Below are 25647 nucleotides of genomic sequence, written 5' to 3' on the forward strand. Positions count from 1 at the left end.
CTCACTCCTCGTCGGCCGGGTCCGGCCGGGACCGGCCGGGCTCCGCCACGCTACCGCTCACCGGCCACGCGGCGTACCGGCGCAACCCGTACAGCAGCGGGGCCCGTTCGGGTCCGGTGCCGACGCTGACCCGGATCACCCGGCCGAATACGACGGTGTGGTCGCCGACCCGCCGTACGCCGTCGACCCGGCAGTCGCCCACGGCATGCGCGGCGTCCCGCAGATGGGGCCCGGCCGCCAGCGCGTCCGGCAGATGCCAGGCCGTCCGCCGGAACCGGTCCGGGTCACCGGAGGCGAACAGCTCCGCCACCTCCCGGGCGGAGTGGTGCAGCAGGTTGACGCTGAACGCCCCGGTACGCTCCAGCGCGGCCAGTGTGGGGCTGCCGCTGCGCACGCACACCAGGAGCACGGGCGGGCTGAGGGAGACGCTGCACAGGGACGAGCAGGTCATGCCCCAGGGCCGGCCGGCACCGTCCATCGCCCCGATCACGGCGACGCCGGTCGGGAACAGCGACATCAGCGCCCTGAAGTCGCCCTCGCCCAGGGCCGTTTCCTGAACGGCGGTCTCAGGCCTCGTCATGGGACAGCTCCTCGGACGCGGGGCGGGGCGGGACCACAGCGACAGGGCTGCCGCGGTGAAGGAGGCGGGGGCGGTGTTCCGTGAACGACAGCAGTGGGCCGGTGGCGGCCGTGGTCACCAGTGCCATCAGCAGCAGGGCGAGGAAGAGCCCGGGAGAGAGGATCGCGGCCGACAGCCCGGCCTGCAGAACGGCGATCTCGGTCAGGCCACGGGTGTTCATCAGCACGCCGAAGCGCAGCGCCGTCCTGGTGGGCAGCCCCGCGGCGCGAGCGCCGGCGTAACCGCCGCCCAGCTTGGCCGCGGTGGCGAGCACCAGCACCAGGGCGAAGGTCGCCAAGGAGAAGCCGTCCGGCCCGTCGGTGGACACCTGAAGCCCGGCCGTCACGAAGAACACCGGCACGAGCAACAGCCCACACCGCTCCACGCCCCACACAACCCTGCTCCGCGCCCCCTCGTCGTCCTCTTGGTCATCGCGAGGCACGGCGAGGCCGATCAGTACCGCGCCGAAGATCGCGGTGAGGCCGGCCCGTTCGGTGGCAAGGGCGGCGGTGATCGCGACCGCGCCCAGGACGGTGGCGGCGGCGGCCGGCCACCGGGCGCACACCCTTCCGACAGTCGGTCGGCGGAGCAGTCGCCGCAGCAGGACAGCGGTCACCGCACCGCCGACGATCACGGCCACGGCCCGGACGAGCCGCCCGCCGCCCTCCGCGGCGGCGGCCAGCGCGGCGGTCAGGACCAGCCAGGTCAGGGCGTCGATGGAGACGGCGACGAGCAGGGACAGCCGGCCCTCGGTGGTGTCCGCGATGCCCCGGTCGGTGAGGATCCGCGCCAGCACCGGCACGGCCGTGACGGCGAACGCGGCGGCGAGCAGCAGTACGAGCGCCGCGGTGGGCGCCGTACCGCGCTCCCCCGGCGCGTCCCGCCACACCACCCAGACGGCCAGCAGTACCCCGGCCAGCAGCCCGGGCAGCAGGGAGCCCGCCAGCAGCCGTCCGTACGAGCGCGGCGCCATCTCGTCGCGGCGCGGTCTCGCGCTGTGCCCGACGCCGGTCAGGTACAGCGCGAGACCGGCCAGGCCGACGGTGTGCAGATGGCCGGTGACCCCGGACGGCAGCAGCGTCGCGACGAGGCCGGGGCCGGCCGCCGCCGTCAGGAGGGGGACGACGACCACGCCGAGGGCGATCTCCCCGATGACGGGGGGCTGGCGTACCAGCGTCGCCGCCCGGCGGGCCGGCCAGGCCACCACGAGCACCACGGCCAGCACCGCCAGGGTGTGGAGGGCATACGCCATCAGCGCAGCCCCGAGAGGTACTCCACCTGGCTGGGCAGGGTCTCGACCAGCTTTCGCGCCTGTTCCCGGACCCGGGCCAGCTCGGCGCGTGCCGCGCGGTGGTCGACGAGGTCCAGCGCGGGCGGGTGGCGCAGGGGGATGCCGCCGAGGCCGAGGGCCATGCAGACATAGCTGTAGGGCTCGAAGGCGTGGTAGTAGGGGTAGGTGGTGTCGTTGTCGGGGAGTTTGCTCTGCCACTGCTCCAGGCGCATCGCCATGTCGTCGGGCACCGCGCGCTTCTTCGCGTCGCGCCAGTAGTCGTTGTCCACGCGGGCGGCGCCCCGGTAGTGCAGGATCAGGAACTCCCGGACGCCCTCGATGGCCCGGGCCGTGCTGAGGTTGTACGTGTCGCGCAGCACCGGGTCGCGGTCCGTGCCGGGGAAGTACCTGACGAGCTGTTCGATCGCGTGCTGGATGAGGAAGATCCCGGTCGACTGCAGCGGTTCGACGAAGCCGGCGGAGAGTCCGATGCCCACGCAGTTGTTGACCCAGGCCCGGCGGGAGCGGCCGATCCGCATCCGGATGTGGTTGGCCTCCAGGTCCGCGGCGGCGGGCCCGACGAAGTCGCGCAGGACGCGTTCGGCCTCCTCGGGCTCGCAGTAGTCGCCCGCGTAGACGTATCCGGTGCCGATGCGGTCGTACAGCGGGATCGTCCAGATCCATCCCGCGTCCTGGGCGGTGGCCGTGGTGCACGGCCTGATGCCCTCCACGGCGGTGTCGACGGGGACCCGCAGGGCCACCGCGCGGTCGTTGGGGAGGGCGTCCTGGAAGGAGATGAACGGCTCGTCCAGGGCGTCGCCGAGGAGCCGGCTGCGGAAGCCGGAGCAGTCGACGTAGAGGTCGCCGGTCAGGTCGCCGTGCTCACGGGTGACCAGGTGCTCGATCCAGCCCCGCTCGTCGAGGCGTACGTCCACGACGTCGTCGACGATCCGGCGGACGCCGCGCTCGACGGCGTACCGGCACAGGAAGTCGGCGAGGAGGGAGGCGTCGAAGTGGTAGGCGTAGGGGAATTGGGTGTTCTGCTCGGCGAGCGTGGTCCGGTAGAGCGGACGGTCGGGGTCCTCGTCGAAGTCCTGCTCGAAGAGCCGGTGGTCCAGGTACCGGGGGGACGCCTTCGCGTCGCAGAGCCAGGGGATGAGGAAGCAGTCCCGGTCGAAGCAGTCGCTCTCGCCGACCTTCTGCCACCAGTCGGTGAGCGGCACCCCGTCGACGACCCGCATCCGTTCGAACGGGTGGTAGAAGTGCGTGCCGGGCGCGCGCCAGTTCTCCAGGCGCACCGCCAGTTTGTAGGTGCCGTTGCACTCCGGCATCCAGTCGGCCTCGCTGAGACCGAGATAGTCGAAGAAGTGGCGGACCGTGCTGAAGGTGGCCTCCCCCACCCCGATGGTGCCGATCCGCCGGGACTCCACCACGGTGACGTCGACGCTGTCCGCGAAGGCCGCCCGCAGGTAGGAGGCGGTCATCCACCCAGCCGTTCCACCGCCCAGGATCACCACGCTCTGTGTCATGTCTCGTGACCCTAGGTGTGCTCGCCGGACGGCGTCTTCGGCAGATCGGACCGACCGCGGCAGGACCCCACGACGAACGGACTAGGCCGAAGTGACCAGCTCCGCCCTTATGCACTTGCCAGATAAATGTGGCGAAAAAACATGCGCTTCGGACAGGGACCGTGAGACAAGATGAAGTGTTGTTCGATTCTGTCCACTGCCGCGAGAAGCGGCACAGGGGGGCTCGTGACCGAGGCTCAATCCGACCAGAATCCAACATCGGGCGACGTGATCGACGGCGAGAGGCCGGAACCATTACGCATCTTCCTCATCGACGACTCGAGCCTGGTGCACGCCGGACTAGCCCATGTACTCCGTGAATATCCCGACCTGACCCTGGTCGGCAGCGCCCGCGACAGTCCCGCGGCGCTCGAAGCGACACTCGACTCCTCGTTGGACGTGCTTGTCATCAACACCGCCTGCCGGTCCATCGACGTCGTGAACCTGATGCACCGTGCTGCCCACTACTCCGGTGCCGGGGTCTCGCGGATGCTGCTGCTGACCAACGACGCGAACAACCCCGTCCACGCCGAGGCCGACAAGCTGGGTGCCGGCGGTGTGGTGCTGGCCTGGGAGGAACCGCAGTTCCTGGTGTCCGCGATCAGACTCGTCTCCGGGGGCTACCGGATCGGCGTACCCGACCAGGGGGAGCCCGACCGCACCCCGTCCCGCAGGCAGTCCGTCCGCCACACGGCACTCGACCTGCTCACGCTCCGCGAGCGACAGGTCCTCAAACTCCTGGCACGCGGCATGAAGAACGCCGAGATCGCCGGAGAACTGGTGGTCAGCGAGAGTACGGTCAAGACACACGTACAGAACCTGCTGATCAAGCTCGGCCTGCGCAACCGGGCCAGCGCGGTCGCGGTCGCGTACGAGCTGGGCATCACCCGGGCCGAATGGGCGGGTTGACGGGTAGCCATGTCGCCCCTGCCCCGCACCGGCCCCGATACCCGACGCGGTCCGACAGCCAGACAGTCCGACACCCCGAGGGGACGTATGCGCATCCTGCTTCTGACCTTCTACCACGGCCTCGGTCATGTGGTCCGGTGCGCCCGGGTGGGCGCCGAACTCGCCGCCGCCGGCGCCGAGGTGCTGGTCGGTACGGCGGAGCCCGCCCGGCACATCATGGCCGCGCGCGGCCTCGACTCGTTCGCGGTGAGCGAGTTACCGCCCTTCCCGCCCCGGCGGGCGGACGAAGAGCCGCCGCCTCCGCCGGCGGACGGCCGGATCCGGCTCGCCGACCCGGACTACCTGGCGACGGCCCTGACCGAGGAGCGGGCCGCGATCCGGGAGTTCGGGCCCGACCTGGTGATCGTCGACTTCCGCGTCACGGGCGCCGTGTCGGCCGCGCTGGAGGGCGTACCGGCCGCCTGGATCGTCAACACCGGCTTCTTCTCGTTCCCCTTTCCCCAGGTCGTACGGGATGTCGTACCGGAGTTGGAGAGACTCGGGGTGCCCGCGGAAGCCGCGCGACGGATCCTCGGTGACGTCCTCTACATCCCGGACTGGTCGCGCTTCGACCCGCTGTCGGGCATCGACTCCGCCGAATCCGGCGCGGCCCTCGGGTCGTTGAGCGAGATCCGGCACGTCGGCCCGGTACTCAAGGAGTCGCCCGCCCGTGTGCCGTCCCGCGCCGAGGCCCGCAAACGGCTGGGCGTCGAGGGCGACGACCCCCTGGTGTACGTCAGCCTCGGCGGTACGGCCCAGGGCTTCGCCACGCTCTGCGAGGTCGCCCCCCGCCTGGGCCGCGTCCCCGCCCGTACGGTCCTGGTCACCGGACCCAACATCCCGCTGGACCGGCTCCCGGACCAGACCGCCGACCTGGCCCTCGGCTACACCGAGGACAGCATGCTCTGGACCAGGGCGGCCGACCTCGTCGTCACCCACGCCGGGCACACCTCCACGATGGAGGCACTCTGCCTGGGCACCCCGCTGCTGGCCGTTCCCGGCCACGCGGAACAGGAGTGGAACGCCTCACGGGCGGTCACCCTCGGCACCGGCGAGATCCTCCCGGCCGACGCCGTGGCCGACGCCTTCCTGCCCACCGCGCAACGCCTGCTCTCCGACCGCCTCCTCGCCGACCGGGCCCGTGACGTCGCCACCGTCCTCGGCGCCCGCGACGGCGCCACCGCCCTGGCCGGCCACGCCCTGGACCTCGCCGCCCTGGCCGCGCTGGATCGGAGGGCCCGGTGACCGAGCCCGCTGAGCCGGCCGAGCCCGCCGAGGTTCCGGAGCTGTCCGTCGTCGTCATCGTCCGCGACGACCCGACCGCCGTACGCCGACTCGTCGCGTCCCTCGGCCGCGGGCGGCAGGACACCGACGCGCCGTACGAGGTCGTCGTCGTGGACGACGGATCCGCCGCCCCCGTGGCGCCCGGCCTCGCCGCCGCGGCCGACGACGTACCGCTGGTCGTCGTACGCCGGGACGGCACAGGCAACCGGTCGGCGGCCAGATCGGCGGGGGCGGCCCGGGCCCGGGGCCGGTATCTGGCCTTCCTCGACGCCGACCAGGAAGCGCCCGCCCATTGGGTCGCCGAGCATCTGCGCTGGCAGCGCGCGTTCCCGGCCGCCGTGGTCGTGGGCCACCGACGGCACCGCACGACCCCGGACTCACCGCTGTGGAGACCGGAGGTACGCACCCGTGTCACGGCCGAGTACTCCGAGAACTACCGCCGCATCGCCGCCGCCTGGTACCTGCCCTTCAGCTGCAATCTCTCCGTCCCGGCGGCCGTGTACGACGAACTGGGCGGCTACAGCGACGAGTTCACTGGCTGGGGCTTCGAGGACCACGACTTCGGCTACCGGGCCTGGGCGGCCGGCGTACCCACCGTCCACAATCCGCACGGGTGGAGCTGGGACTTCCAGCACGTCGTCCGCACCGACGCCGCCCGGGTCGCCGAGTGGGAGGCCAACCGCCGTACGTTCCTCTCCCGGCATCCCAAGCCGCACGCCCAGGCGGTGGCGCTCATCGACAACTATCCGACCGGGGAACGTTCGTCCCCCGGCCAGGAGTGGCTGGACTCCTTCCGCCGCTTCGACGACGAACTCCGCCGCATCGACTCCCTCCCCGCTCCCGAGCCGCCCGTCCGTACCCTGACCGTCCTCTCCCCGGCCGACGCCGATCACGTACGACGGCTGCTGCCGGCCGGCGAACCGCTCCGGATCGTCGACGGTCTACGCGACTCCGGCCTGGCCCTGGAGATCCAGCGGGACGCCCTCACCCACATCGAGTACCACACCGTGATCCCCTGACCACGGAGTCGGATGAGTCGCATGAGTCGTCTGCTTCGCTCGCCGTACGGCCTCTGTCTGCTGTTCGGGTCCGCCATGACCGGTCTGATCAGCGTTGGCTACCCGGTCGCCCTGGAGGCGGCCGGGTTCTCCAAGGGCGGGATCGCCGTCTTCTTCGTCGTCGATTCGGTGACCGCGTTCGCGCTGGCGCTCACGGCCTCGCGTCCCGCGTCTCTGCGGCGCGCGCGCCCGCTGCTGGTCGTGGCGCTCCTGGTCGGCGCGGTCGGCGTCGGTCTGGTCGGCGGCCGGTCGCTGCCGCTGGTGTGCCTGGGCGGGGCGCTGTCGATGGCGGCGGCGGTGACCATGCCGCTGATCATCCGCCAGATCCAGACGGCACCGGGGACCGCCGCCCTGTCCGACTCGGTACTCGCGGCGGGTACCCGCTGGATCGCGGTCGCCGGATATCTGGCGGGGGTCGCCGGATTCGGCGTCTCCGCCTCGCTGACCACCCGTTGGCCCCACTGGACGCCGGTGCACGCGGCGATCCCCCTGCTGCTCGCGGCCGCCGCCCTGGCCGCCGCCGGCGCCCGCTCGGCAGCCGTCGCCTCCCGGCCGTCCCCCGTCAAGGGCGAAACCGAACCGCCGCCTCCCGCGACACCCGGTCTTCTCCTGGTCGCCGGGGTGGCCGCGATCGTCCTGCTCAAGGCCGCCGACAGCATACGGCTGGTGTACTTGCCGCTGTTCGTGGTCGCCTCCGGTCGGGACGAACGGCTGATCAGCGTGTTGTTCCTGGCCACCGCGGCGGTCGAACTCCTCGTCCTGCCCCTGCTCGGGCGGCTCGGCGAGCACCGCCCCGCGCCCCTGCTGCTCGGCGCGGCCGCCGTGGTCGGTGTCCTGTCCTTCACCGTGAGCGCGGCCTTCGCCTCCCTCGGTTCGCTGCTGCTGTCGCAGTTGCTGTACGCCCCGTTCACCGCCGCGCTGCAAGCACTCGGTCCCCTGCTCCTCGGCCGGCTCCTGGCGGGCGGTCTGCCGGCCGGTGCCGGGCTCTTCGCCGCGCTGATGCAACTCGGGTCCCTGATCGGCATCCTCACCCCGCTCGCCGTCCCCGGCTACCGCCCCGGCCTGTTCTGGATCGCGGCCGCGTTCTGCGCGACGGCGGCAGCCGTACTGCTCCACGCCCGCTCCACCCCCGCCCTCACTCTCACCCCTCGCCCCGCAGGAGGAACACGATGACTCCACCCCACCGGCTCTCCCCCGACGCCCGCCGCCGCATCTCCGACGAACCCCTCCACCGGATCACCCCCGACCGCCTCGTCCAGCCCGTGGACGTCGATCTGGCCCTCCCCGACGAGGCACGGGCCGCGGTCGACGCGTTACCCGGCTGGTACAGCCACGGCCGCGCGGCCGCTGTGGAACGCATACGGGAGGGCCGCCGGCTCGGCATCGAGGAGTTCGTGGTCCGGATCAGCGACTCCCGGCCCGGTCCCCTACAAGGCCGCCTCGACCGGCAGACCGCCGCCACGGCCCTGCTGGTCCGGGAGACCCCGCCCGGCACCCGCTGCACCGTCGACCCGTTCTCTCTCGCCCTCAACCCCGACGGCTCCTGGGGCATCCGCGCCGACACGGGCGGCATCGACGTCCCGGCCACGTACGCGCTCATCCGGGACACCGCCGCGGCCGTCGCCACGACCGGCGCGCACGGCATCGTCACCCTCGGCCGGCTTCCCCGCGAGGTCGAGCACACCCGCTCGGGCATCGCCTCGGTCGACGGCTCGACCCGCGTCTACTCGTTCTCCCAGAACAGCGAGACCAGCACGGCGTACGTGTATCTGCCGCCCGAGCACCGCGACAGCGGGCAGAAGATCCTCCCCGGCAACCTCCCCGAGATGACCCTCTGGGCGTTGCTCGACGTCTTCCAGGGCACCCAGGTCTCGGTGACGAAGCCCCTGGAGAACTTCCACGTCACCCTCGACCTCGTCCGCCACATCCAGCACCGCGAACTCCTCGACCGGCTCTTCCGCACCTCGCTGGACGACCTCGTCACACCGCCCGGCCAGGCGTCCCCGCCCCGACCTGCCGAGGACGTCGGGCAGTTACTCGACGCCCTCCTGGCCGACCCCGACACCCTGGTCAAACGACTTGACCGCCTCACCCTGTACGGCTACACGGTCTCCGGCTCGACCCGCGCCCTCGCCCACCTGGCAGGCGCGGACGGTACGGCTCTGGCCCGCGCCCGGCTGCTGGAGTCCTGGACGAACTGGCTGGCCGCCGCCGACACCCCCGGCAGTCGCATCATCGACCGCAACGCCGCCCACTATCTGGCCGACGGAGTCCTGGGCGCCTGACACCACGTCCACACCGGCGAGAGCGGGTCCTGCCCCGGCCCGCCTCATCCCCGCCGGGTCATGCCCTGTCTGCCTCATCCCCGCCGGGTCATGCCCTGTCTGCCTCATCCCCGCCGGGTCATGCCCTGTCTGCCTCATCCCCGCCGGGTCATGCCCTGTCTGCCTCATCCCCGCCGGGTCATGCCCTGTCTGCCCGTCCGGCTCATTCCCGTCCGCTGAAGGCGAGCCGGACCCCCAGTCCGACCATCACGACACCGGACGCCCCACCGATCCACGACAGCCGGCGCGGCGACCTGGCGAGCCAGTTGCGGGCAGTCCCGGCGAGGAGGCCCCAGGTCGCGTCGGAGATCAGCGCGATCAGGACACAGATCATGCCCAGCAGCAACAGCTGCACCTGCGCGTTCCCCGCCGATGGGTCGACGAACTGCGGCAACACCGCACCGAAGATCAGCAGCCCCTTGGGATTGCTCACCCCGACGATGAAGCCCTCCCGGAAGACCCGCCCCGGACGTCCCGCCTCCGACACGGTCCGCTCCTCCACCATCAGCAGCTTGCGGTGCCGCCAGGCCTGAACACCGAGGTAGACGAGATAAAGGGCACCGGCGAACTTCAGGATCGAGAACACCAGGTAGGAGCGGGCGAGCACCTCCCCGAGCCCCAACGCCACGAGGACCACCTGGACGAGGAGTCCCGCCTCGTTGCCCACCGCCGTGGACACGGCGGCACGTCGGCCCAGCGCCACCCCCCGGCTCACCACGAACAGGACACTCGGCCCGGGCACAGCGATCAGCACGGTCACAACGGTCAGAAAGACAGCGAGACGCTCTAATCCGATCACCTCCACAGCATACGCACGACGCCCTCCACTCCCCCGCCGTTTCGGCGAACCCGGCGGCTCGACGCGAAGGCACCACTCCTGGCCGCTCGGCGTTAGGTGCGCCCATCAGAGCGCCGCGGCGGCCTCGGCGCGGGACAGGGCGACTCCCAGTACGACCAGCAGCGCGTCGCGGACCGAGCCCATCTTCCGCGCGTCGAAGACGATCAGCGGTACGTGCTCGGCGACGTCCAGTGCCCACCGCACCTCGTCGAGGTCGTGCTCGACCTCCCCGTCGAACGCGTTGACGGCGACCGCGAAGGGGACGTCCTTGTGCTCGAAGTAGTCCACCGCCGCGTAACAGTCGTCCAGCCGGCGGGTGTCCACGATCACGAGACCGCCGAGGGCGCCCTCCACCAGGTCGTCCCACATGAAGCCGAACCGGTCCTGACCCGGGGTGCCGAACAGGTACAGCTTCAGTGTCGGATCGATGGTGATGCAGCCGAAGTCCATGGCGACCGTGGTGGTGATCTTGCCCGGTGTGTGCGAGAGATCGTCCACTCCTGCCGCGACCTCGGTGATCGCGGCCTCCGTGGTCAGCGGTCGTATCTCGGATATCGAGCCCACGGCCGTGGTCTTGCCCACTCCGAAGCCGCCGGCGATGACCAGCTTGACCGGCGTCGGGGGCTGTTCAGCTGGTGTCACGGAGTGTGCCCCGTGAGTCGGGGACGGCACGGAGACCATCGATAACCCTTCGCAGTACGGAGAGATCCTGGGCGGTCCTGGCGTTCGGCCGGTGGACCGCCAGATGCCCGGCGGCGCGCAGGTCCTCGGCCAGCACGCGAACCACGTTGAGGTGCAGTCGCAGCCCGGCGGCGAGTTCCGCCACCGACTGCGGCCGCCGGCAGGCCGCGACGATGTCGTGGTGCTCGAAGGCGAGCGTGTGAAGGGCGGAGAGCCCGGCCGACGTCGACACGACCTGGGTCTCGACCGGGATCGGCGCGATACCGTCTCCCGACACCCGGCCGGTGGTCAACAGGAACGGCCGGATCGCGGAGGCGCGGCCGACCGGCTCCGGCGAGCCCCCGGCGTCCCCCGCCGGCTCGTGTGGTGGTCCGACGACGCCCATCACGATCCCTTCCCGAAGTGCCTGTACCCGTGCCCCGGCCGAGGCAGGGTCAGCCGGTCGGCGCCGCGCCGACATTGTTCTTCAACTCCAGCACCAGCTGAGGAGTGAGCGCGGCCCCGGCCCGGTTGGCGAAGAGGGTCATCTCGTAGGCGATGTTGCCCAGCTTCGCGTCCTTGGAGGCCACCACTCCGAGGACAGCACCACAGCCGATGGCCGAGACCAGCACATGGCCGCCCTCCAGATCGATGATGACCTTGTTGAGGCCGCCGAGACCGTAGTTGCCGGAGGCGCCCGCGGCGAGACTCGTCAGGCCGGACACGATCGCGGCGAGCCGCTCGGAGTCGGCGTGGTCGCGCAGCCGGGAGACGGCGATCAGCAGGCCGTCGGACGACACCGCGATGGCGTCGACCACACCCGCGGTCTCCGTGGCGAACCGGTCGAGCAGCCAGGTGAAGTCGGCCGCGGCGGCTCGCAGGTCGGTCGGTTCCGGCCGCTCGGAAAAGCTGTCAGCTGTCGACGTGGTCACTGCCGGGCTCCTTCTGGGTTTTCTGGTGGTGCGTTTGGTGCGTTGCCGCCGGCCCGGTCGGGGCGTAGGCGCTGTCCTGCTCCGCGCGGCGTACGGCGGCTTCGAACTCGTCGAGTTCCGAGCGGACGGCCTCGGCGTCGGCGGGCTGCCGTACGGCCGAGGGCCTCCGGTCGGCCGGTGAAGCGGTCCTGGCGAGCGTCGCTCCCCGCACTCGCCGCCGCAGCGGCCGAGCGGCCTGCGCGACGCCCGGTTCCCCGAAGGCGGCGCCCGGTTCACCAAAGGCGATGGCCGATCCGCCGGAAGCAGCCCTCGATTCACCGAAGGCGGCGCCCGATCCGCCGGAAGCAGCCCCCGGTTCACCGGAAGCGGCAGCCGGTTCACCGGGGGCGGCAACCGATCCCCCGGAAACAGCCCCCGGTTCACCGGAAGCGGCCCCCGGTTCACCGGAAGCGGCGGCCGAAGACATGCGATCGACAGGGGGAGAAAGTCATACCAACTCCGAAGGCCGGGCGCCCCATTGCGGGGCCACCAAAAAGGTAATGAGGGGAGTACGACGGGGGTGCCCCAGGGGAAGGACGCAGTCTGCTGATAGCGGCCTTCCTGGGGTTCGCTGTACACGACGACAGTGTTGTTGGCGCGGTCGATGAGCAGGTAGACGGGGATGTCAACCGCCGCATAGCCGATGGGCTTGTCGATGCGGTCTCGCTGATGGGTGTCGCGGTCGTGCGAAGTGATCTCGACGACCATCAGGATGCCGTTGGACGCGGACCACTCGCCGTGGCCTTTGAAATGGCCCTTGCGTGCGACGGCTCCGTCGGTGCGGGCGCGACCCTTGCGGTAGGCCTCGGTCTTGACGCCGGACTCGCCGTAGAGGCGGAGGTCGGAGCGATGCTGCATGCACTGTTCCTGCAGCCAGACGAAGATCTCCCGGTGGTTGCCGTCCGGCACTGCCTTGACCTCTACTTTTCCGTTGATGTACTCAAGCCGCACGGTTTCGGGAGCCACAGCGGCCAGCTCCTCGAATTCGTCGACGTCGAGCGGGCCGTGCCGGACGCACAGCCTCCCGCCGAGGAACTCCAGCCGGTTCCGCAGCTCCCTGGGGGCCCTGCGGACGAGTTCCTCGAAGTCCTCGACGGACATCTGCGGGTGCTCAGCGGTATCAGGGGTCATGGTGTCGCCTCCTTCCTCCCATCGTGCCCCGGCGTGGTGTCGTCGGACCGTAGGAGCGGTCATACGGGTGCCCTTTCCTGGTGCTCTTGTCGTTGCTGGTACATCGCCGCACGGATTTCGGCCGCGCGGTGGTGGACTGCGGCGGCCGGGAGGGGCGTGCGGGTGTGAACGGGTGCGCGTTCGCCTCGGCAGGCGCGGCAGAAGCCGCCGGGGAGGACTTCCGGAGGGCCCGGGACACCGCAGTCCGCGCATTCGAGGATGCGGAGGGGTGGGCGTGCGGGAGCGGCTTCCGGTTCCGGCGGGAGCTTGTCGCGCAGGCGGGTGCGGAGCAGGGCTGCCGGGCTGTGGACCGGGGTGGGGAGGCCGCTGGTGAGGGCCTGGCGTACGTACTCGTCCGTCGCGCCTCGCTCGAACCACGGCGTCAGGAGCGGGGCCAGGGTCGCGCAGTCGGCCTGGGAGAGGGAGAGCGCCGGGGCCGTACGGCCGAGGGCGGCCAGGAGGATGTGGGCTCGGGAGCGGGTGGGCGGGGGCTTGTGCGGCTCTTGCGGTGCGTCGCCCCGCGTGAAACTCGCCCACCAGTCGTCGTCCCGCGCGGTACGGGTGAACCACGTTCGGGTGATCCATTGCGAGCCGCCCGAGTCGGCGGTCAGCTTTTCGCGCCCCCGGCGCAAGTGGCCCGCCTGTTGGAGGTTGTTGAGGGCAGTGCGGAGGGCGCATTGGCCGTACATGAGGTTCTTGGCCAGCGTTTTTACGCTGATGTCGGCGCCGTTGGGGAGGCGGTCGATGTATGCGGCGATGGCGGCTTCGCGGGGCGGGAGGTGGGCGAAGTCGTGGGCCGTGCGGGGGAGTTCGTCGGGGGCGGCGCGTTTGCCGTAGCCCGGCTTGGCCATGGGGTGGCCGGAGTCGAGCGGGGTCGCGTGCGCGGGCAGGAAGGCAGCACTAAGCTTGGCGTCAGCCATGGGATCGAATCTCTCTCGATCTCGTAGGTCAAGCCCCCGCAGGTGTTGGTAGCACCTGGCGGGGGCTGTTCGTTATGCGGGCACGTTAGACGAGCGTCACCGTGTGTGGCAAACCGAACGCGTCGCGTCAACTTGCCGGGTGGGAGGGTGGGTTGAGGCCCTCCACCCGTTCCTTGAAAAGAGGGCTCGGAGTTCGGTGCTTGAGCTTCGGGGCGGTTGAAGGGGTGGATCAGCCCATGCTCTTGGCGCCGTCCAGGGACTCCCGGATGATGTCGGCGTGGCCGGCGTGCTGGGCGGTCTCGCCGACGATGTGCATCAGCACCCTTCGGGCCGACCAGTGCGCGTCCCCTTCGAACCACGGGGCCTTGGGCAGCGGGTGGGCGACGTTCAGATCGGGCAGGGCGGCGATCAGTTCGTCGGTCCGGGCGGCCACCTCGTCGTAGGCCGCCAGCACACCGGCCAGCGTTTCGCCGGGCAGCATCCGGAACTCGTCGGCGCGCTTGGCGTAGTCGGCCTCGGTCATGGCCATGAAGTCGGGCATCGCGGAGGGACCGTCCTGGATGAAGCCGGCCCAGCTCCGCTCCACCGACGTGACATGCTTGATCAGGCCGCCCAGGCAGAGTTCGCTGGCGGTGGTCCGGCGCCCGACCTCCTCGTCGGTGAGGTCGCGGGTGGTGAAGCGGAGGAAGTGGCGCTGGTTGGCCAGGGTCTCAAGCAGGTCGGCGCGCTCGGTGTCGTTCATGGTCTGGCTCATGGTCTCGGCCTCCGTGGATTTTGGTTCCGGTCCGTCGGTCGAGACCCACGTTAGGAGTCGATTAGGTCAGATCCTGTCCGCTTGCCTCGGGTGCTTCAGGTCTTCGACGAACGCCGACCACGCCTCCGCCCGGAACACGAGCTTCGGGCCGTGGGGGGTCTTGGAGTCGCGGACGGGGAGGTGGGTGGGGTGGCCTTGGGCGACGGCGACTTCGAGGCAGTTGCCGTCGTCGCCGCCGCTGTAGCTCGACTTGTGCCAGCGGGCGACTTCCAGGCAGTCTCCGCCGCTGCCGCCGCTGTAGCTGGACTTGTACCAGGTGGCCGCGTCCAGGTCGTACTCAGAGATGCTCCTCATGCGCGTAATCCTGCGCCATTGCATCGAGCAGAACCAGGGAGTTCTCCGGCGAGAGAGCGGAGGCCGTGAGGAATTCGTAGTTGCGCCGCACGTGTCGGACGGTGGCAGGGTCATCCTCCAGTCGTCCGGTGCCGACCCCTTCGTAGTAGACGAGTGGTGGGGCGTCCTCGAAGTCCATCAGCTTGATGGAACCCTCCATCGAAGCGTGGGCTCCCGCGTCGAACGGCAGCACCTGCACGATGGCTCCGTTCTGACGGACCAGGGTGGCGATGTGGCGTAGTGCCTCGGCCATCACCTCCTTCCCGCCTGTCACGCGACGCAATGCTGCCTCGTCAATCACCGCCCACAACAACGGACTTGTTGGACCATCGAGGATGTGGGCCCGCTCCATCCGTGCCACCACCAACGCGTCGATCGCTTCCTCTGCCGCTGTGGGGCGGTAGGCGCGGAAGACGGCCCGTGCGTACGCGGGAGTTTGCAGGAGCCCGGGAATCAGCATCGGGGAGTATTGCCGGAGCTCCAGGGCGGCCGCTTCCGCCTCCGCTGCCTCCGCGAAGTGCCCCGGATACTTGGACTTGGCCGCCACCTTGCAGTTCCGCAAGAAGAACCCGTCCGTGTCCAGGACTTCGTCGAGCAGTCGGGCGATCTCCGGCGTCATCCGCCTCGTCGCCGCTTCCAACTGGCCGACGAACGAACCACTCACGAACAGCCGTTGCCCCAGTTCCTCTTGACTGAGGCCCGCCCTCTCTCTGGCATGGCGCAGCTCCGCTCCCAGCATCGCGCGTGGTGATGACGACGGGTCGAGATCCTTCGGTCCTGGCATGGCCACAACTCCCTGTCCAGCAGCCTTGATGTTGGGGCGTCGTATCTGGCCAGGCTAGACAGGTCTCGGCCACTCTGTGTGGCGAACTGGAAACTCAGCGTGGAGGAAGTGGACGTGAAGAACAGAGCGGCAGCGAACGCGCGGCGGGTCGGTGGGCGGCTCGGGTCGACCGAGGAGGTCGTGGAGCGGCTCGATCAGGCGTTGCGCGGGGTGGGGATCATCCTGCCGTCGTTGCGGGTCGACCCGTTGACCGGGGCCAGCGAACTCCCGGACGCACTCGTGGACTTGGGCCGGTGCAACATCCAGGTCGCGTCGCGGCTCGCCGACGTACTGCGCAAGGTGGCGGAGACGTGACCGGGCGGCTGCGGTCGTACGCCGTGGACGTACGCAGCGGACGGCTCGGTGAGGTGATGGGGCGGGAGGGCGGTTACGTGCAGCTGCGGCCCGTCGGGGGCGGGCGCGAGTGGGACTGTCCGCCCGAGTCGGTGCGCGAGGCGGCGACGGGGGAGGTGCTGCGGGAGCGGGTGCGGCAGGTCAACGAGGCGGGGCGGCTGCCCTGTTGAGCGGCCTCGAAGGGCCGCGGGTCTACAGGCCGCCCCCCATCGGCTCGATGTCCACCCGTACCGGCTCGCCCCAGACCCGTAGCACCTCGTAGTCCGTGAACTCGTGGACCAGGCGGTACGAGATCGCGGGGCGGGGGCCGCGGCGTTGGGCGGTGAGGTAGAGCTCGGCCTCGCGGCGGTCTCGGCGGGGGGTGCCGCAGAGCTGCCAGACCTGGCCGTTCCAGGACTCCGGGAGCCAGCGCTGCTGGGGCTGGGGGCGGTCGTCCCGTACGCCGTAGCGGGACGGGGTCGGGGCGGCCGGGCCGGTGGGGCGGGCCTGGCCGTAGCTGTCGTTCAGCTCGGTGCGGCGGGCGGCGCGGCGGCGGGTCTCGCAGAGCAGGCAGCGGTCGGGGGCCTCCTCGTCGACCGGGCCGTTCGGATGCTCGGCGCAGCGCGTCGTCGGGGCGGCCGTCGTGACCGTCTCGTCCAGCAGCTCCAGGGCACGCTTGATGTCCGCCTTGACCTCGTGCAACTTGGCGTCCGGGGTTTCGGCGGTGAGGGCCTCGCCGTGCTCCCCGAGGACGCGCAGGGCTCGGCCGAGGGCGGTGAGCTGGGCGTGATTCACGGCGTGCGGCTCCGTTTCGTATCCGTGTCCCGTACGTAGGTCGTTCGTGCCCACACTCGCACACGCCACTGACATCGCCGCCTCGGCCGAGCCCGGCGCTTCAGCAGCCGCACACCTCGCGGTACGGCGCGCAACGTACCGACGCCGAGGCCGCCGACTGCACGGCCGAGAAGTACCTGGCGGGCACCGACGGACGGAACCCGTTCCGGCCGGGCAAGAAGTGACCGTACCTGGGGTGGCGGGCCCACCATCCACCTGGCACCCTCGCTCCGGCGGCGAGGTGAACCACGACGGGGCCGGGACAGCACGACTGTCCCGGCCCCACCGCCGCGTTTGCCCCCAGCGGCGCCTCACGGTGTCGTCGCCGCCGCCAGCGCCGCGCGCAGGTGGCCCTCGTTCTCCGTGAGGAGGCGGGTGGCCGTCGGGGCGTCCACTCCGCTGAGGATGGTCAGGATGGCGTTCTTCACCTCGCCGTTCGACGCGGTGAGGGCCGTCTCGATCTCGTCGTCGGTCGCGCCGGTGGCGAGGGCGACGATGCGGTGGGAGCGGGCGCGGAGTTTGTCGTTGGAGGCGCGTACGTCGACCATCAGGTTCCCGTACGTCTTGCCGAGGCGGATCATCGTGATCGTCGACAGCATGTTGAGGACGAGTTTCTGGGCCGTGCCCGCCTTCAGACGGGTCGAGCCGGTCACCAGCTCGGGGCCCACGACGATCTCGATGCCGTGGTCGGCGGCCGCCGCGAGCGCGCTGGCCGCGTTGCAGGAGAGGCCGACCGTCAGGGCTCCGTGGGCGCGGGCGTGCTGGACCGCGCCGATCGCGTACGGCGTACGACCGGAGGCGGAGACGCCGACCACCGTGTCCTCGGGGGTCAGGGTGAGCGCGTCGAGGTCGGTCCTGGCCAGTTCCGCCGAGTCCTCCGCGCCCTCGATCGACGTGACCACCGCCTCCCGGCCGCCCGCGATCAGGCCCACGACCTGGGAAGGGGTCGTGTTGAAGGTCGGCGGGCACTCGGACGCGTCCAGCACACCGAGCCGGCCCGCCGTACCCGCGCCCGCGTAGATCAGCCGGCCGCCCCGGGACATCCGCTCCGCGATCGCGTCGATCGCCGCCGCGATCAGCGGCAGCCGCGCCGCCACCGCCGTCGGCACGGTCGCGTCCTCGCCGTTCATCAGCTTCGCGATGTCGAGGGTGGGGAGCCGGTCGATGTCGGCGAGCTCCGGCCGGAAAGCCTCGGTCGTCAACATCTCCAACTCGGCACGGACGGCGAGGTGGTTGGGGGAGGCGTCGGAGGGGAGGGATTGCATGGGCTGACTCTCTATCCGTACGGTGCCGACAGCGCCCCTCAAGGAGCGCGGGACTCTGCACATGTGCGGCTCCGCCGCGATGGGGTCCCCCCGCTCATGGGGGTCCCTCCCGCTCGAGCGAAGTCGAGAGTGGGGGAGAAGCCGAGAGGGGGGAGCGATCAGCCGCAGACGGCCCGCAGTCACACATGGCGCCAACCATCCACGGCGCCCAACGTCCTACCGCGGAGCACCCCCACTCCGATGCCGATGCGCCAGCGCCTCGTACGACGCCGAAAGCGCCGGCGCCGCCGACTCGTACGTCCGTTGCATCACCCCGATGAACAGGCAGTCCACCACCAGCAGTTGACTCGTCCGGGACGACATCGCGGCCGGCCGCAGCTCGCTCTCCCGGGCCGTGGACGTGGTCAGGACGTGGTCGGCGTACTGGGACACCGGCCCGTCCGGTCGTCCGGTGATCGCGACCGTCGTCGCCCCGTGGTCGAAGGCGACCCGCAGCGGTTCGATGACGTCGCCCGTCGAACCGGAGTGGGTGATCGCTATCGCCACGTCCTTCGCGCGGAGCTGCACCGCGTTGGTGACGGCGAGGTGCGGGTCGCTGTGCGCGTGGGCAATCAGCCCTATGCGGAGCAGCTTCTGCGTGAGGTCCTGGGCGACAAGGCCGGACGCCCCCACACCGTAGACATCTATCCGGCGGGCCCCGGCGAGCGCCCCGACCGCCGCGCCGAGCTGGCCCATGTCCAGTCCGGCGGCCGTGTCCGCGAGGGTCTGCTGTTCGTCGTACGCGAGCTTGGCGACGACATCGGGCAGCGGGTCGTCGACCGCGATGTCGGCCGTGACCGAGGGCGCGCGGCCCGACTGCTGCTGGGCGGCGAGGCCGGCGAGGGCGAGGCGGAGGTCGCGGTAGCCGGGGTAGCCGAGGAGGCGGGCGGTGCGCACGACCGTCGCCTCGCTGGTGCCGGTGAGCTCGGCGAGACCGGTGACCGTGAGCGCCGCGCAGCCCGCCGGGTCGCCCGCGACCGCCTCCGCGACCCGCTGCATGGAACGCGTCATGGAAGGCGCCAGCGTACGCACCTTAGCCGCGAGCGCGGCGGGGGCGGGCGGGGCCGCGGATGCGGCGGTCGTGGTGGCCCCGGTGGCTGTGAAAATTTCCTTCACTTCGTCGCTCACACCATGAAAGATATTTTCTGTTCGGCTGTGTGGTCAAGGGTGCGCACAATGGATGCATGAGCCCCAGCAGTGCCCCCGGTGCCCCCGGTGACCCCGTAAGCCTCCTTGAGCGGGCGTTGCACGCGGCTCGCGCGCTCGTGCTCGCCGATCTCGTCGCGGGCGAGGTCGCGGAGGCGGACGTCGTCTCGCTGGTCGAGGACTCCGTAGTCGAGCGCCGCTGGTGGGTGGAGCAGTGGCCGGACGGCGCCGCGTACGTGGCCGGGCTCGTCGCGCAGGACGTCCAGGACGCGCTGCTGGACCGTTACGGCCGCTGGCCGCTCTGCCCGGTCTGCGGCGCCGGCGACCCGCACGCCCTCGACGTCGAACCGGAGCTCGGCCCCGATCCGCAGTGGGTGTGCCACAAGGCGGGGGTGCGGGTCGCGGCGGTGGGGTCGCTGGGGACCGCCACCGGCGGGGCGACCGGGGAGACGCCGTCGTCGTGACGCTCTACATAGATCCGCCCACCTGGCCGGGGCACGGACGCATGTGGTCGCACCTCGTCAGCGATGTCTCCTTCGACGAACTGCACGCTTTCGCACGGCGGGTGGGCGTCCCCGAGCGCGCCTTCGAACGCGACCACTACGACATCCCCTCCCACCGTTACGCGGAGGTCGTACGGGCGGGGGCGGTGGAGGTCGGCTCGAAGGAGCTGCTGCGGAGGCTGGTGGAAGCGGGGTTGCGGAGGCCGAAGGGGCGCCCGGCGTAACCGCCGTACGCCAGGGGGTGCTTTGGAAGTCCCTAGTCGCGCAGCCGGAGTTCGTACGCGAACTGCGCCCCGTCCTCCCCGTCGCCCCAGTCGTCGCTCACCTTCTCGAAACCGGCGCGGGAGACGACGCCCTGGGAAGGGGCGTTGTCCTTGTCGACGACGGCGAAGAGGGAGCGGACGTCCCCGCGCTCGGCGGCCCGTTCGCGCCCCCAGTCGGCCAGGGTGCGCAACGCCTCGGTCATGTAACCGCGGCCGCGCGCTCCTTCGACCAAGTCGTAGCCGACCTCGGTGCGGCCGTCCTCGTCGGGGGCGCCGTGGTAGCCGAGGGCGCCGATGGCCAGCCCGTCCTCCTTGCGGACCAGGGCGAACATGCCCCACTCGGGCCGGTGCACCCCCGCCTCGTACGCCTTGAACACCATCCCGGCGCCGACCCGCGTCCCCTCGACGGGCCCGCCCTCGATCCAGTCGAAGCCGCCGGTGCCGCCCTCGGCCAGGTCGGCGGCGGCCGCCGGGTGGATGCCCTGCAGGACGATGCGTTCGGCGGGGATGTGCAGCGTATTGCTCCAGCGCCACTCGGTGACGCGGGCGCGGCCGGGGAGATCGGCGCGGCCGGTGGCCCACAGCAGGGTCGGCCAAGGGTCGTCGCCGGGGCGGACGTGCGGGAAGAGCCGGGTGAGGAGGCTCGTGCAGAGGTCGGCCGGCGGCATGTACGCGGGCAGCCCCAGCCCCTCGACGATGTCGTGCGTGTGCAGCAGGACCTCGGTGACCCCCATCGCGGCGAAGCCCTCGCGGTCGGCCGCGCGGAACGGGGCCGGATGGAAGGCGCGCACCTCGCGGGGCGTGGTGCGGACGGTGGAGGCGAGCAGTTCGCCGGTCGTCCGGATGACGTCGAGGACGTCGGCGTTGCCGGTTGCCTCGTCCATCGTGAACTCGAACGGCAGGTACGACGTCGTCGCCCGCCCCGCCAACTGCCCCGCGTACCCGAGGAGACACGACGCGATGTGCTCGGCGGTCTCCCGGCAACTCCACTCCAGCCGCCCCGCCCTGACCCCTTCCCAGTCCCGGCCGACCGCCTCCCGCAGCACTCCGAGGCTGTGCTCGACGGCTTCTCGTACCTGTTCCCCACCCATTGGTCGCATGGCGGCGAGGATAGGTGGGGTCAGGGCTCGCCACGCACTGGTTTTACGACGGTCTCCACTTCTCGCTTCTCGCCGATGGCTATGCCGCCCTCCCCGCCGTCGCCCCCGGCCACGACGCGCGACGCGGCCGTACGACGGTGGTGGCGCAGCGACACGGTGGTGATGCCGATGGCGCCCGCGGTGAGCGCCCCGCCCGCCCAGGCCGTCGACGTGAACCCGAACCCGGCGTCGATGACGATCCCGCCGAGCCAGGGTCCGCTCGTGTTGCCGAGGTTGAACGCGGCGGTGGTGGTGGCGCCGGCGAGGGTGGGGGCGGCCCCGGCGACGTCGAACATACGGGCGTTGAGGGCGGGGGCCGTGTAGAAGCAGGACACCCCGAGGAGGAAGGAGAGCAGCACGGCGGCGACGGCGTACTGGGCGAGGAGAGCGAGGGCGACGAGCAGCACGGTGGAGGCGGCGATACCGCTGAGCAGCACCCCGAAGAGGTGCGCGTCCGCGATGCGCCCGCCGATCGCGGTGCCGATCAGCGCCCCGATCCCGAACAGCGCGAGCACGGTGGGCACCCAGCCGTTGTCCAGCCCTGCCACGTCCGTGAGCAGCGGAGCGAGATAGCTGAACACGCAGAACACCCCTGCGGCGGCGAGCGCGACGACGCCGATGGACAGCCAGAGCTGGGGTTCGCGGTAGATCCGGACTTCATGGCTCAGGCGGGGCCGTTCCTCGGGCAGCGGGATGGCGGGGACGAGCGTCAGGACCCCGAGGAGCGCGACGGCCGACGCCACGGCCACCGCCCAGAACGCCGACCGCCACCCGAAGTGCTCCCCGAGGAACGCCCCCGCCGGCACGCCCAGCACATTCGCGATCGACAACCCGCCGATCATGATGGCGAGCGCCCGGGCCCGTGCGTTGACGGGCACCATGGCCACGGCCACCGCTGCCCCGACGGCCCAGAACCCGGCACACGCGAGCGCACTCGCGACCCGAGAGATGAAGAGCACGGCGTAGTTGGGCGCCACGGCCCCCGCGACCTGCCCGATCCCGAAGACGGTGATGAGCGTGACGAGGGTGGTCCGGCGAGGGAGGCGAAGAGTCGCCACGGCCAGCAGCGGCGCCCCCACGACCATCCCGATCGCGAACGCCGAGATGAGTAGTCCCGCCCGCGGAATGGACACGTCCATGTCCTTTGCGATGGGCGGCAACAGCCCGGAGAGCATGAACTCACTCGTACCGAGCGCGAAAACGGCGAGCCCGAGGACGTAGACGGAGAGGGGGACGCGGGGACGGTCAGGATGAGCGGGCATGTTCATGGGCAACTGACGACTTCGGGGGCGCATTCCCTCGTACGACCGGAGTGGCTCACTCCGCAGTGAGCGCGACCAACTCGCCCCGCAGATTCTCCCGCGCCCGCGCCTCCCACTCCCGCTCTCCATACGGCGTTCTGAACAGCCGTGGCAGCGCGAGAAGTTGACGCAGAACGGCGGCCCGCCCCTCCCGAAACGCCGCGTCGGGCACGAAGCCGTACTCCTCGCGGACGGCGGCGGCGTAGGCGGCGTACGCGTCGGGCGCCGCCGCCAGGATCGCCAGGTCGGCATCGCACAGCACGGCGCCATTGCGATCGCCCTCGGCCGGGTCGTGAGTCACGGTGAGCCGGACGAGGCGGGCGACCTCCGCGGCCTTCTCCTGCGGCACCCCCGCCTCGGGCAACGCCCGCTCCGCGAGCCGCGCCGACCGCTCCTCGTTCGTCGACCGCTCCGGCAGGTACACGGCATCGTGAAACCAGGCGGCGAGCCGCACGAGGTCGGGATCGTCCGCGTACTCCTCCAACGTGTCGATGTGATCCAGAACAGCCGTGAGGTGCTCAACCGTGTGATACCGCCGCTGCGGCTCCGACCAGCGCTTCAGCAGGTTCTCGGCATACCGGGACGGCTCGGGGTGACAGGCACCGTCGCGGGCGGAGAGCAACGCACCCAGCCAGCGGAAACGGAGGGCTTCACGGATGTCGGAGTCGGGCATACGCCCATTGTCCCGTCGCCGGCGGGGTCAGAAGTGAGCTGGAGGGAACATGGACGCGGTTGTGGAGTGGGTGGACGTGCGCGAGCGGCTGCCGAGGAGAGGCACGCCGGTGGCAGCGGCGACGACGGGGCGTTACCCACCCCACGGCGGGGCGGGGCCCGAGGCGGCGGCAGGGGAGGAGTTCTGGCTGGTGCTGCCCATGTACTTCACCACCCTCCACGTCGCTGAGGACGGGACCGAGTACCGCGACTGCTTCGTCGACTCCGACCGGGTCGTCCGCCTGCCCTACGGCCGGCCTTGCGCCGAACCCGTCACCCACTGGGCGGCACTGCCCACCCTGCCGGGCATGACCGTGCACCAGGTGCTGGGCAAGGGCGTGCGGGCCGCCCTCCGGAGCGTCCGGGGAGAGACGGCCTAGCCTGGCTTCATGACTGCTGCTGAGGAACACGGTGTACGTGACTCGGAGCTGCCCGGCCGGTTGCTGGTCGCCGAGCGGGATGTGCTCGTGCCGCTGCTGCGGGGGCGGCCGGAAGAGGACTTCACCGTGGGGACGTGTTGTCCGGGGTGGTCGGTGCGGCATGTGCTCGCGCATTGCGGGGCCGCGCTGTCGCGGGTGGTGGAAGGGCGGTTCGAGAAAGGGGTTTTCAGCCCGGAGTCGAACGACCGCGACATCGCCGAGCGGGACGGCTGGTCCGTGGCGGAGGTCGTGGACGAGGTGGAGCGGGGGATGACCGACGCCGGGCGCGTGATCGCCGACGCGGGCGGCGCGCTGGACGGCATCGCCCTCGGGGAGTGGGTGCACGCCGGGGACGTGCGGGAGGCCTGGGGGCTTCCCGGAGCGTACGGCGGCCCTCAACTCGGCCTGGCCCTGGACCTGTTGCTCCACCTCACGCACGTACGCGGAACCGTCCCGCTCCACGCCGACCTCGACGACCTGGACGATCCCCTGCGGCTGGGCGCGTCCAGTGGTGACGGTCCGCCCGCGCGGTACATCGGGGGCGCCGCCACTCTCGTACGGCTCTACTCGGGGCGCCGCCCACCCGCCGGTACGTTCTACGAACTGGCCGGCGCCACCGAGGCCGAGCTCAACCTGTACGCCTGAGCCCGGCAGGGCGGTCAGCCCCAGGTCGCGATGAACTTCGCGGCGTAGCCCTTCTCGTGGCCCGCCGCGTTGGGGTGGAAGGACGCCTTCGTGTCGGACACGTTGACGCTGTGCACCCACGGGTCGGTGCCGCAGGCGCCGTGGCCGGTGAACTGCTTGCGCATGTCGATGAAGTAGACGCCCGCGTCGACCGTCGCCTTCTGGGTGCCCTCGGCCAGCGCGTCGGCCAGCCCGTTCATCCCGGCGCGCTTCTTGGCGCTGAGTTCGATCGGGGAGCACACACCGCTGGTGGAAAGCGTCTGCGGGTAGCCGAAGACGAGGATCAAGGCCTTGGGCGAACGGGCCTTGATGTCCTTGTACAGGCCCGTGAGTTCGTCCACCAGCTGGTTCCTGGCGTACTGCGACATCCACCCGGTGGCGAGCGCGCAGGCGTTCTCGGTGTCGGTGAGGCACGTCTGCACCACCGTCGAGAACTGGGCGTCGTTGCCGCCCACGGTGAGCGTGACGAGGTTGGTGCTCGCGCTCAGCGCGGACAGCTGGTCGGCCCGTACGTCCGCGATCGTCGCGCCGCTACAAGTGACGTCCTTCAGGGAGTACTCGGGGTTGGCCGCCGCCCACAGGCGGGGGTAGTTCTTCGTGCTCCGCTTGCAGTCGCCGCTCGACGCGTCGTACGAACCCGCGCCGACGCCGGAGGCGTACGAGTCGCCGAGCGCGACGTACTCCGCCTCGGTCGCCGCCTGGGCCGGGGCACCCGCCGCGACCAGCCCCGCGAATGTCATCAGACCGGCGGCGACGGCCGCTGTGATTCTGCGCATGACTTCCCTCTGCATCGCTTTTGAAGCTTCAAGCCGGACCGGAATTGATCGGGCAGAGCGTACAGCGGGAAATCCGCTTCGCAATTCACTGTGTACGGGAGGGCAACCGCCTTTGCCCTCAAGGGCATTCTTCGACGAGTTTGCCGATACTCAGGCAACCTGATGGGCCGCCGGCGAATCTCACTCCCTGAATCCCATCCCCATTCCCACCCCCATCGTGAGAGACAGAGGGGCCTTTGATGAACCGTTCGATCACGCGCCGCGCCCTCCGCTTCGCCGGCGTCACCGGCGCGGCACTGGCGGCCACTGTCGCCACCGCCCTGCCCGCCCACGCCATCAACCGGGTGGACTGCGGCAACTATGGTGAGTTCCTCTACTTCGAGGTCGACGGCGTCGATCCCTGCTTCGCCAACGCCGGCACCATCAACGTCGCCATTTACGGCGTGGGCTGGATGAACACCGGCAACAACGAGGTGAGCTTCAAATACCGCACGGTCCTGGGTGGCCCGCAGTGGGACTCGGGCCGACTCCCCAAGTACTACGCCTTCGACCTCGGCCGCGCGTCCGGTTCCCCCAGTGGCAAGGTCCACAAGATCGAGCAGATCACCATTTACTGATCGGTGATCACCGATCA

General features: G+C 70.9%; 30 protein-coding genes and 1 pseudogene. 12 read left to right on the forward strand and 19 right to left on the reverse strand.

Annotated features, from left to right (window positions below; genetic code table 11):
• Window position 1: 1 nt before the first annotated feature.
• From CES90_RS18035 to CES90_RS18045, 3 genes are read right to left on the reverse strand one after another with little or no spacing between them, the layout of a single operon-like run.
• Window positions 2-580: a flavin reductase family protein gene (locus tag CES90_RS18035; RefSeq protein WP_189781225.1), complete on the reverse strand. Its 579-nt coding sequence runs from the start codon at window positions 578-580 to the stop codon at window positions 2-4.
• Entirely contained in the window at window positions 567-1871 is a 1305-nt protein-coding gene (locus CES90_RS18040; protein WP_229913627.1) for a cation:proton antiporter, read from the reverse strand. Before CES90_RS18040 ends, CES90_RS18035 begins: the two co-directional genes overlap by 14 nt.
• Window positions 1871-3418, reverse strand: coding sequence for a tryptophan halogenase family protein (locus CES90_RS18045; RefSeq protein WP_189781226.1), 1548 nt, complete (start codon window positions 3416-3418; stop codon window positions 1871-1873). The genes CES90_RS18040 and CES90_RS18045 overlap by 1 nt, the downstream gene beginning before the upstream one ends.
• Window positions 3419-3643: 225 nt before the next feature.
• Here CES90_RS18045 and CES90_RS49665 point away from each other — a divergent pair, with 225 nt between their 5' ends.
• The 5 genes from CES90_RS49665 to CES90_RS18070 all read left to right on the forward strand — a co-directional run bounded on the left by CES90_RS49665 (window position 3644) and on the right by CES90_RS18070 (window position 9032).
• The gene (locus CES90_RS49665) at window positions 3644-4366 is read left to right on the forward strand and encodes a LuxR C-terminal-related transcriptional regulator (RefSeq protein ID WP_229913628.1); all 723 of its coding nucleotides are present in this window, start codon (window positions 3644-3646) and stop codon (window positions 4364-4366) included.
• A gap of 87 nt (window positions 4367-4453) precedes the next feature.
• Window positions 4454-5650, forward strand: a complete 1197-nt coding sequence (locus CES90_RS18055) for a glycosyltransferase (RefSeq protein ID WP_189781227.1) — start codon at window positions 4454-4456, stop codon at window positions 5648-5650.
• Window positions 5647-6708: a glycosyltransferase family 2 protein gene (locus CES90_RS18060; RefSeq protein WP_189781228.1), complete on the forward strand. Its 1062-nt coding sequence runs from the start codon at window positions 5647-5649 to the stop codon at window positions 6706-6708. Before CES90_RS18055 ends, CES90_RS18060 begins: the two co-directional genes overlap by 4 nt.
• A 21-nt stretch (window positions 6709-6729) precedes the next feature.
• A complete protein-coding gene (locus tag CES90_RS18065; protein WP_189781229.1) occupies window positions 6730-7920 on the forward strand; it encodes a hypothetical protein in 1191 nt (396 codons plus the stop codon).
• The gene (locus CES90_RS18070) at window positions 7917-9032 is read left to right on the forward strand and encodes a hypothetical protein (RefSeq protein WP_189781230.1); all 1116 of its coding nucleotides are present in this window, start codon (window positions 7917-7919) and stop codon (window positions 9030-9032) included. Before CES90_RS18065 ends, CES90_RS18070 begins: the two co-directional genes overlap by 4 nt.
• Before the next feature lie 202 nt (window positions 9033-9234).
• Here CES90_RS18070 and CES90_RS18075 read toward each other — a convergent pair whose 3' ends face one another.
• The 9 genes and pseudogenes from CES90_RS18075 to CES90_RS18115 form a co-directional block, all read right to left on the reverse strand.
• Window positions 9235-9870, reverse strand: a complete 636-nt coding sequence (locus CES90_RS18075; RefSeq protein WP_189781231.1) for a LysE family translocator — start codon at window positions 9868-9870, stop codon at window positions 9235-9237.
• Window positions 9871-9975: 105 nt separating this feature from the next.
• Window positions 9976-10590: a GTP-binding protein gene (locus CES90_RS18080; protein WP_189781232.1), complete on the reverse strand. Its 615-nt coding sequence runs from the start codon at window positions 10588-10590 to the stop codon at window positions 9976-9978.
• Window positions 10538-10975 carry a DUF742 domain-containing protein gene (locus CES90_RS18085; RefSeq protein ID WP_189781233.1) on the reverse strand — a complete coding sequence of 146 codons (438 nt, stop codon included), beginning with the start codon at window positions 10973-10975 and terminating at the stop codon, window positions 10538-10540. Before CES90_RS18085 ends, CES90_RS18080 begins: the two co-directional genes overlap by 53 nt.
• A gap of 49 nt (window positions 10976-11024) precedes the next feature.
• Window positions 11025-11501, reverse strand: a complete 477-nt coding sequence (locus CES90_RS18090; RefSeq protein WP_189781234.1) for a roadblock/LC7 domain-containing protein — start codon at window positions 11499-11501, stop codon at window positions 11025-11027.
• A gap of 546 nt (window positions 11502-12047) precedes the next feature.
• Window positions 12048-12734, reverse strand: a pseudogene (locus tag CES90_RS18095) (Uma2 family endonuclease); the annotation flags it as partial.
• Entirely contained in the window at window positions 12731-13561 is an 831-nt protein-coding gene (locus tag CES90_RS18100) for a hypothetical protein (RefSeq protein ID WP_189785354.1), read from the reverse strand. The pseudogene CES90_RS18095 and the gene CES90_RS18100, both read right to left, overlap by 4 nt.
• Window positions 13562-13859: 298 nt before the next feature.
• Complete coding sequence (locus tag CES90_RS18105) at window positions 13860-14384, reverse strand: DinB family protein (protein ID WP_189785231.1); 525 nt, start codon at window positions 14382-14384, stop codon at window positions 13860-13862.
• A gap of 66 nt (window positions 14385-14450) precedes the next feature.
• On the reverse strand, window positions 14451-14738 hold the full coding sequence (locus CES90_RS18110) for a DUF397 domain-containing protein (RefSeq protein ID WP_189785232.1): 288 nt from the start codon (window positions 14736-14738) through the stop codon (window positions 14451-14453).
• Window positions 14722-15561 carry a helix-turn-helix domain-containing protein gene (locus tag CES90_RS18115; RefSeq protein ID WP_189785233.1) on the reverse strand — a complete coding sequence of 280 codons (840 nt, stop codon included), beginning with the start codon at window positions 15559-15561 and terminating at the stop codon, window positions 14722-14724. The genes CES90_RS18110 and CES90_RS18115 overlap by 17 nt, the downstream gene beginning before the upstream one ends.
• Window positions 15562-15675: 114 nt before the next feature.
• Between CES90_RS18115 and CES90_RS18120 the strand changes: the two genes are divergently transcribed.
• Both CES90_RS18120 and CES90_RS18125 read left to right on the forward strand, forming a co-directional pair.
• Window positions 15676-15915 carry a hypothetical protein gene (locus tag CES90_RS18120; RefSeq protein ID WP_229914068.1) on the forward strand — a complete coding sequence of 80 codons (240 nt, stop codon included), beginning with the start codon at window positions 15676-15678 and terminating at the stop codon, window positions 15913-15915.
• Window positions 15912-16124, forward strand: a complete 213-nt coding sequence (locus CES90_RS18125; RefSeq protein WP_189785235.1) for a hypothetical protein — start codon at window positions 15912-15914, stop codon at window positions 16122-16124. Before CES90_RS18120 ends, CES90_RS18125 begins: the two co-directional genes overlap by 4 nt.
• A gap of 22 nt (window positions 16125-16146) precedes the next feature.
• Here CES90_RS18125 and CES90_RS18130 read toward each other — a convergent pair whose 3' ends face one another.
• From CES90_RS18130 to CES90_RS18140, 3 genes are all read right to left on the reverse strand, one after another.
• Window positions 16147-16728, reverse strand: coding sequence for a hypothetical protein (locus tag CES90_RS18130; protein WP_189785236.1), 582 nt, complete (start codon window positions 16726-16728; stop codon window positions 16147-16149).
• Window positions 16729-17078: 350 nt separating this feature from the next.
• A complete protein-coding gene (gene murQ / locus CES90_RS18135; RefSeq protein ID WP_189785237.1) occupies window positions 17079-18032 on the reverse strand; it encodes an N-acetylmuramic acid 6-phosphate etherase in 954 nt (317 codons plus the stop codon).
• A gap of 216 nt (window positions 18033-18248) precedes the next feature.
• Window positions 18249-19199 (reverse strand): MurR/RpiR family transcriptional regulator, encoded by a 951-nt coding sequence (locus CES90_RS18140; protein WP_373313478.1) that lies wholly within the window; start codon window positions 19197-19199, stop codon window positions 18249-18251.
• Between the two features lie 56 nt (window positions 19200-19255).
• Here CES90_RS18140 and CES90_RS18145 point away from each other — a divergent pair, with 56 nt between their 5' ends.
• Window positions 19256-19681, forward strand: a complete 426-nt coding sequence (locus CES90_RS18145) for a hypothetical protein (RefSeq protein WP_189785238.1) — start codon at window positions 19256-19258, stop codon at window positions 19679-19681.
• Window positions 19678-19944, forward strand: a complete 267-nt coding sequence (locus tag CES90_RS18150) for a DUF4031 domain-containing protein (RefSeq protein ID WP_189785239.1) — start codon at window positions 19678-19680, stop codon at window positions 19942-19944. The genes CES90_RS18145 and CES90_RS18150 overlap by 4 nt, the downstream gene beginning before the upstream one ends.
• 32 nt (window positions 19945-19976) lie before the next feature.
• Here CES90_RS18150 and CES90_RS18155 read toward each other — a convergent pair whose 3' ends face one another.
• The 3 genes from CES90_RS18155 to CES90_RS18165 are packed head-to-tail and all read right to left on the reverse strand — an operon-like array spanning window position 19977 to window position 23096.
• The gene (locus CES90_RS18155; protein WP_189785356.1) at window positions 19977-21074 is read right to left on the reverse strand and encodes a GNAT family N-acetyltransferase; all 1098 of its coding nucleotides are present in this window, start codon (window positions 21072-21074) and stop codon (window positions 19977-19979) included.
• A gap of 29 nt (window positions 21075-21103) precedes the next feature.
• The gene (locus CES90_RS18160; RefSeq protein ID WP_189785240.1) at window positions 21104-22384 is read right to left on the reverse strand and encodes a Cmx/CmrA family chloramphenicol efflux MFS transporter; all 1281 of its coding nucleotides are present in this window, start codon (window positions 22382-22384) and stop codon (window positions 21104-21106) included.
• A gap of 55 nt (window positions 22385-22439) precedes the next feature.
• Complete coding sequence (locus CES90_RS18165; protein WP_189785241.1) at window positions 22440-23096, reverse strand: HD domain-containing protein; 657 nt, start codon at window positions 23094-23096, stop codon at window positions 22440-22442.
• A 49-nt stretch (window positions 23097-23145) separates the two neighbouring features.
• Between CES90_RS18165 and CES90_RS18170 the strand changes: the two genes are divergently transcribed.
• Window positions 23146-23514 carry an AQJ64_40280 family protein gene (locus CES90_RS18170; RefSeq protein ID WP_189785242.1) on the forward strand — a complete coding sequence of 123 codons (369 nt, stop codon included), beginning with the start codon at window positions 23146-23148 and terminating at the stop codon, window positions 23512-23514.
• Between the two features lie 9 nt (window positions 23515-23523).
• Window positions 23524-24198: a maleylpyruvate isomerase family mycothiol-dependent enzyme gene (locus CES90_RS18175; RefSeq protein ID WP_189785243.1), complete on the forward strand. Its 675-nt coding sequence runs from the start codon at window positions 23524-23526 to the stop codon at window positions 24196-24198.
• A 14-nt stretch (window positions 24199-24212) separates the two neighbouring features.
• Here the strand turns inward: CES90_RS18175 and CES90_RS18180 are convergent, their stop codons facing one another.
• Window positions 24213-25013 carry an SGNH/GDSL hydrolase family protein gene (locus tag CES90_RS18180; RefSeq protein ID WP_229914069.1) on the reverse strand — a complete coding sequence of 267 codons (801 nt, stop codon included), beginning with the start codon at window positions 25011-25013 and terminating at the stop codon, window positions 24213-24215.
• Window positions 25014-25252: 239 nt separating this feature from the next.
• Here CES90_RS18180 and CES90_RS18185 point away from each other — a divergent pair, with 239 nt between their 5' ends.
• A complete protein-coding gene (locus tag CES90_RS18185) occupies window positions 25253-25630 on the forward strand; it encodes a beta/gamma crystallin domain-containing protein (protein ID WP_189785245.1) in 378 nt (125 codons plus the stop codon).
• Window positions 25631-25647 lie beyond the last annotated feature (17 nt).

The sequence above is a fragment of the Streptomyces capitiformicae genome (assembly GCF_002214185.1).
GTDB classification, from domain to species: domain Bacteria; phylum Actinomycetota; class Actinomycetes; order Streptomycetales; family Streptomycetaceae; genus Streptomyces; species Streptomyces capitiformicae.

Bases quoted from the DNA above. Each gene is read 5' to 3' on its own strand.
- CES90_RS18035 (WP_189781225.1), bottom strand. From the start codon at position 580: ATGACGAGGCCTGAGACCGCCGTTCAGGAAACGGCCCTGGGCGAGGGC.
- CES90_RS18040 (WP_229913627.1), bottom strand. From the start codon at position 1,871: ATGGCGTATGCCCTCCACACCCTGGCGGTGCTGGCCGTGGTGCTCGTG.
- CES90_RS18045 (WP_189781226.1), bottom strand. From the start codon at position 3,418: ATGACACAGAGCGTGGTGATCCTGGGCGGTGGAACGGCTGGGTGGATG.
- CES90_RS18055 (WP_189781227.1), top strand. From the start codon at position 4,454: ATGCGCATCCTGCTTCTGACCTTCTACCACGGCCTCGGTCATGTGGTC.
- CES90_RS18065 (WP_189781229.1), top strand. From the start codon at position 6,730: ATGAGTCGTCTGCTTCGCTCGCCGTACGGCCTCTGTCTGCTGTTCGGG.
- CES90_RS18070 (WP_189781230.1), top strand. From the start codon at position 7,917: ATGACTCCACCCCACCGGCTCTCCCCCGACGCCCGCCGCCGCATCTCC.
- CES90_RS18080 (WP_189781232.1), bottom strand. From the start codon at position 10,590: ATGGTCTCCGTGCCGTCCCCGACTCACGGGGCACACTCCGTGACACCA.
- CES90_RS18085 (WP_189781233.1), bottom strand. From the start codon at position 10,975: ATGGGCGTCGTCGGACCACCACACGAGCCGGCGGGGGACGCCGGGGGC.
- CES90_RS18100 (WP_189785354.1), bottom strand. From the start codon at position 13,561: ATGGCCAAGCCGGGCTACGGCAAACGCGCCGCCCCCGACGAACTCCCC.
- CES90_RS18105 (WP_189785231.1), bottom strand. From the start codon at position 14,384: ATGAGCCAGACCATGAACGACACCGAGCGCGCCGACCTGCTTGAGACC.
- CES90_RS18110 (WP_189785232.1), bottom strand. From the start codon at position 14,738: ATGAGGAGCATCTCTGAGTACGACCTGGACGCGGCCACCTGGTACAAG.
- CES90_RS18115 (WP_189785233.1), bottom strand. From the start codon at position 15,561: ATGCCAGGACCGAAGGATCTCGACCCGTCGTCATCACCACGCGCGATG.
- murQ (WP_189785237.1), bottom strand. From the start codon at position 18,032: ATGCAATCCCTCCCCTCCGACGCCTCCCCCAACCACCTCGCCGTCCGT.
- CES90_RS18145 (WP_189785238.1), top strand. From the start codon at position 19,256: ATGAGCCCCAGCAGTGCCCCCGGTGCCCCCGGTGACCCCGTAAGCCTC.
- CES90_RS18155 (WP_189785356.1), bottom strand. From the start codon at position 21,074: ATGGGTGGGGAACAGGTACGAGAAGCCGTCGAGCACAGCCTCGGAGTG.
- CES90_RS18160 (WP_189785240.1), bottom strand. From the start codon at position 22,384: ATGCCCGCTCATCCTGACCGTCCCCGCGTCCCCCTCTCCGTCTACGTC.
- CES90_RS18165 (WP_189785241.1), bottom strand. From the start codon at position 23,096: ATGCCCGACTCCGACATCCGTGAAGCCCTCCGTTTCCGCTGGCTGGGT.
- CES90_RS18170 (WP_189785242.1), top strand. From the start codon at position 23,146: ATGGACGCGGTTGTGGAGTGGGTGGACGTGCGCGAGCGGCTGCCGAGG.
- CES90_RS18175 (WP_189785243.1), top strand. From the start codon at position 23,524: ATGACTGCTGCTGAGGAACACGGTGTACGTGACTCGGAGCTGCCCGGC.
- CES90_RS18180 (WP_229914069.1), bottom strand. From the start codon at position 25,013: ATGCGCAGAATCACAGCGGCCGTCGCCGCCGGTCTGATGACATTCGCG.
- CES90_RS18185 (WP_189785245.1), top strand. From the start codon at position 25,253: ATGAACCGTTCGATCACGCGCCGCGCCCTCCGCTTCGCCGGCGTCACC.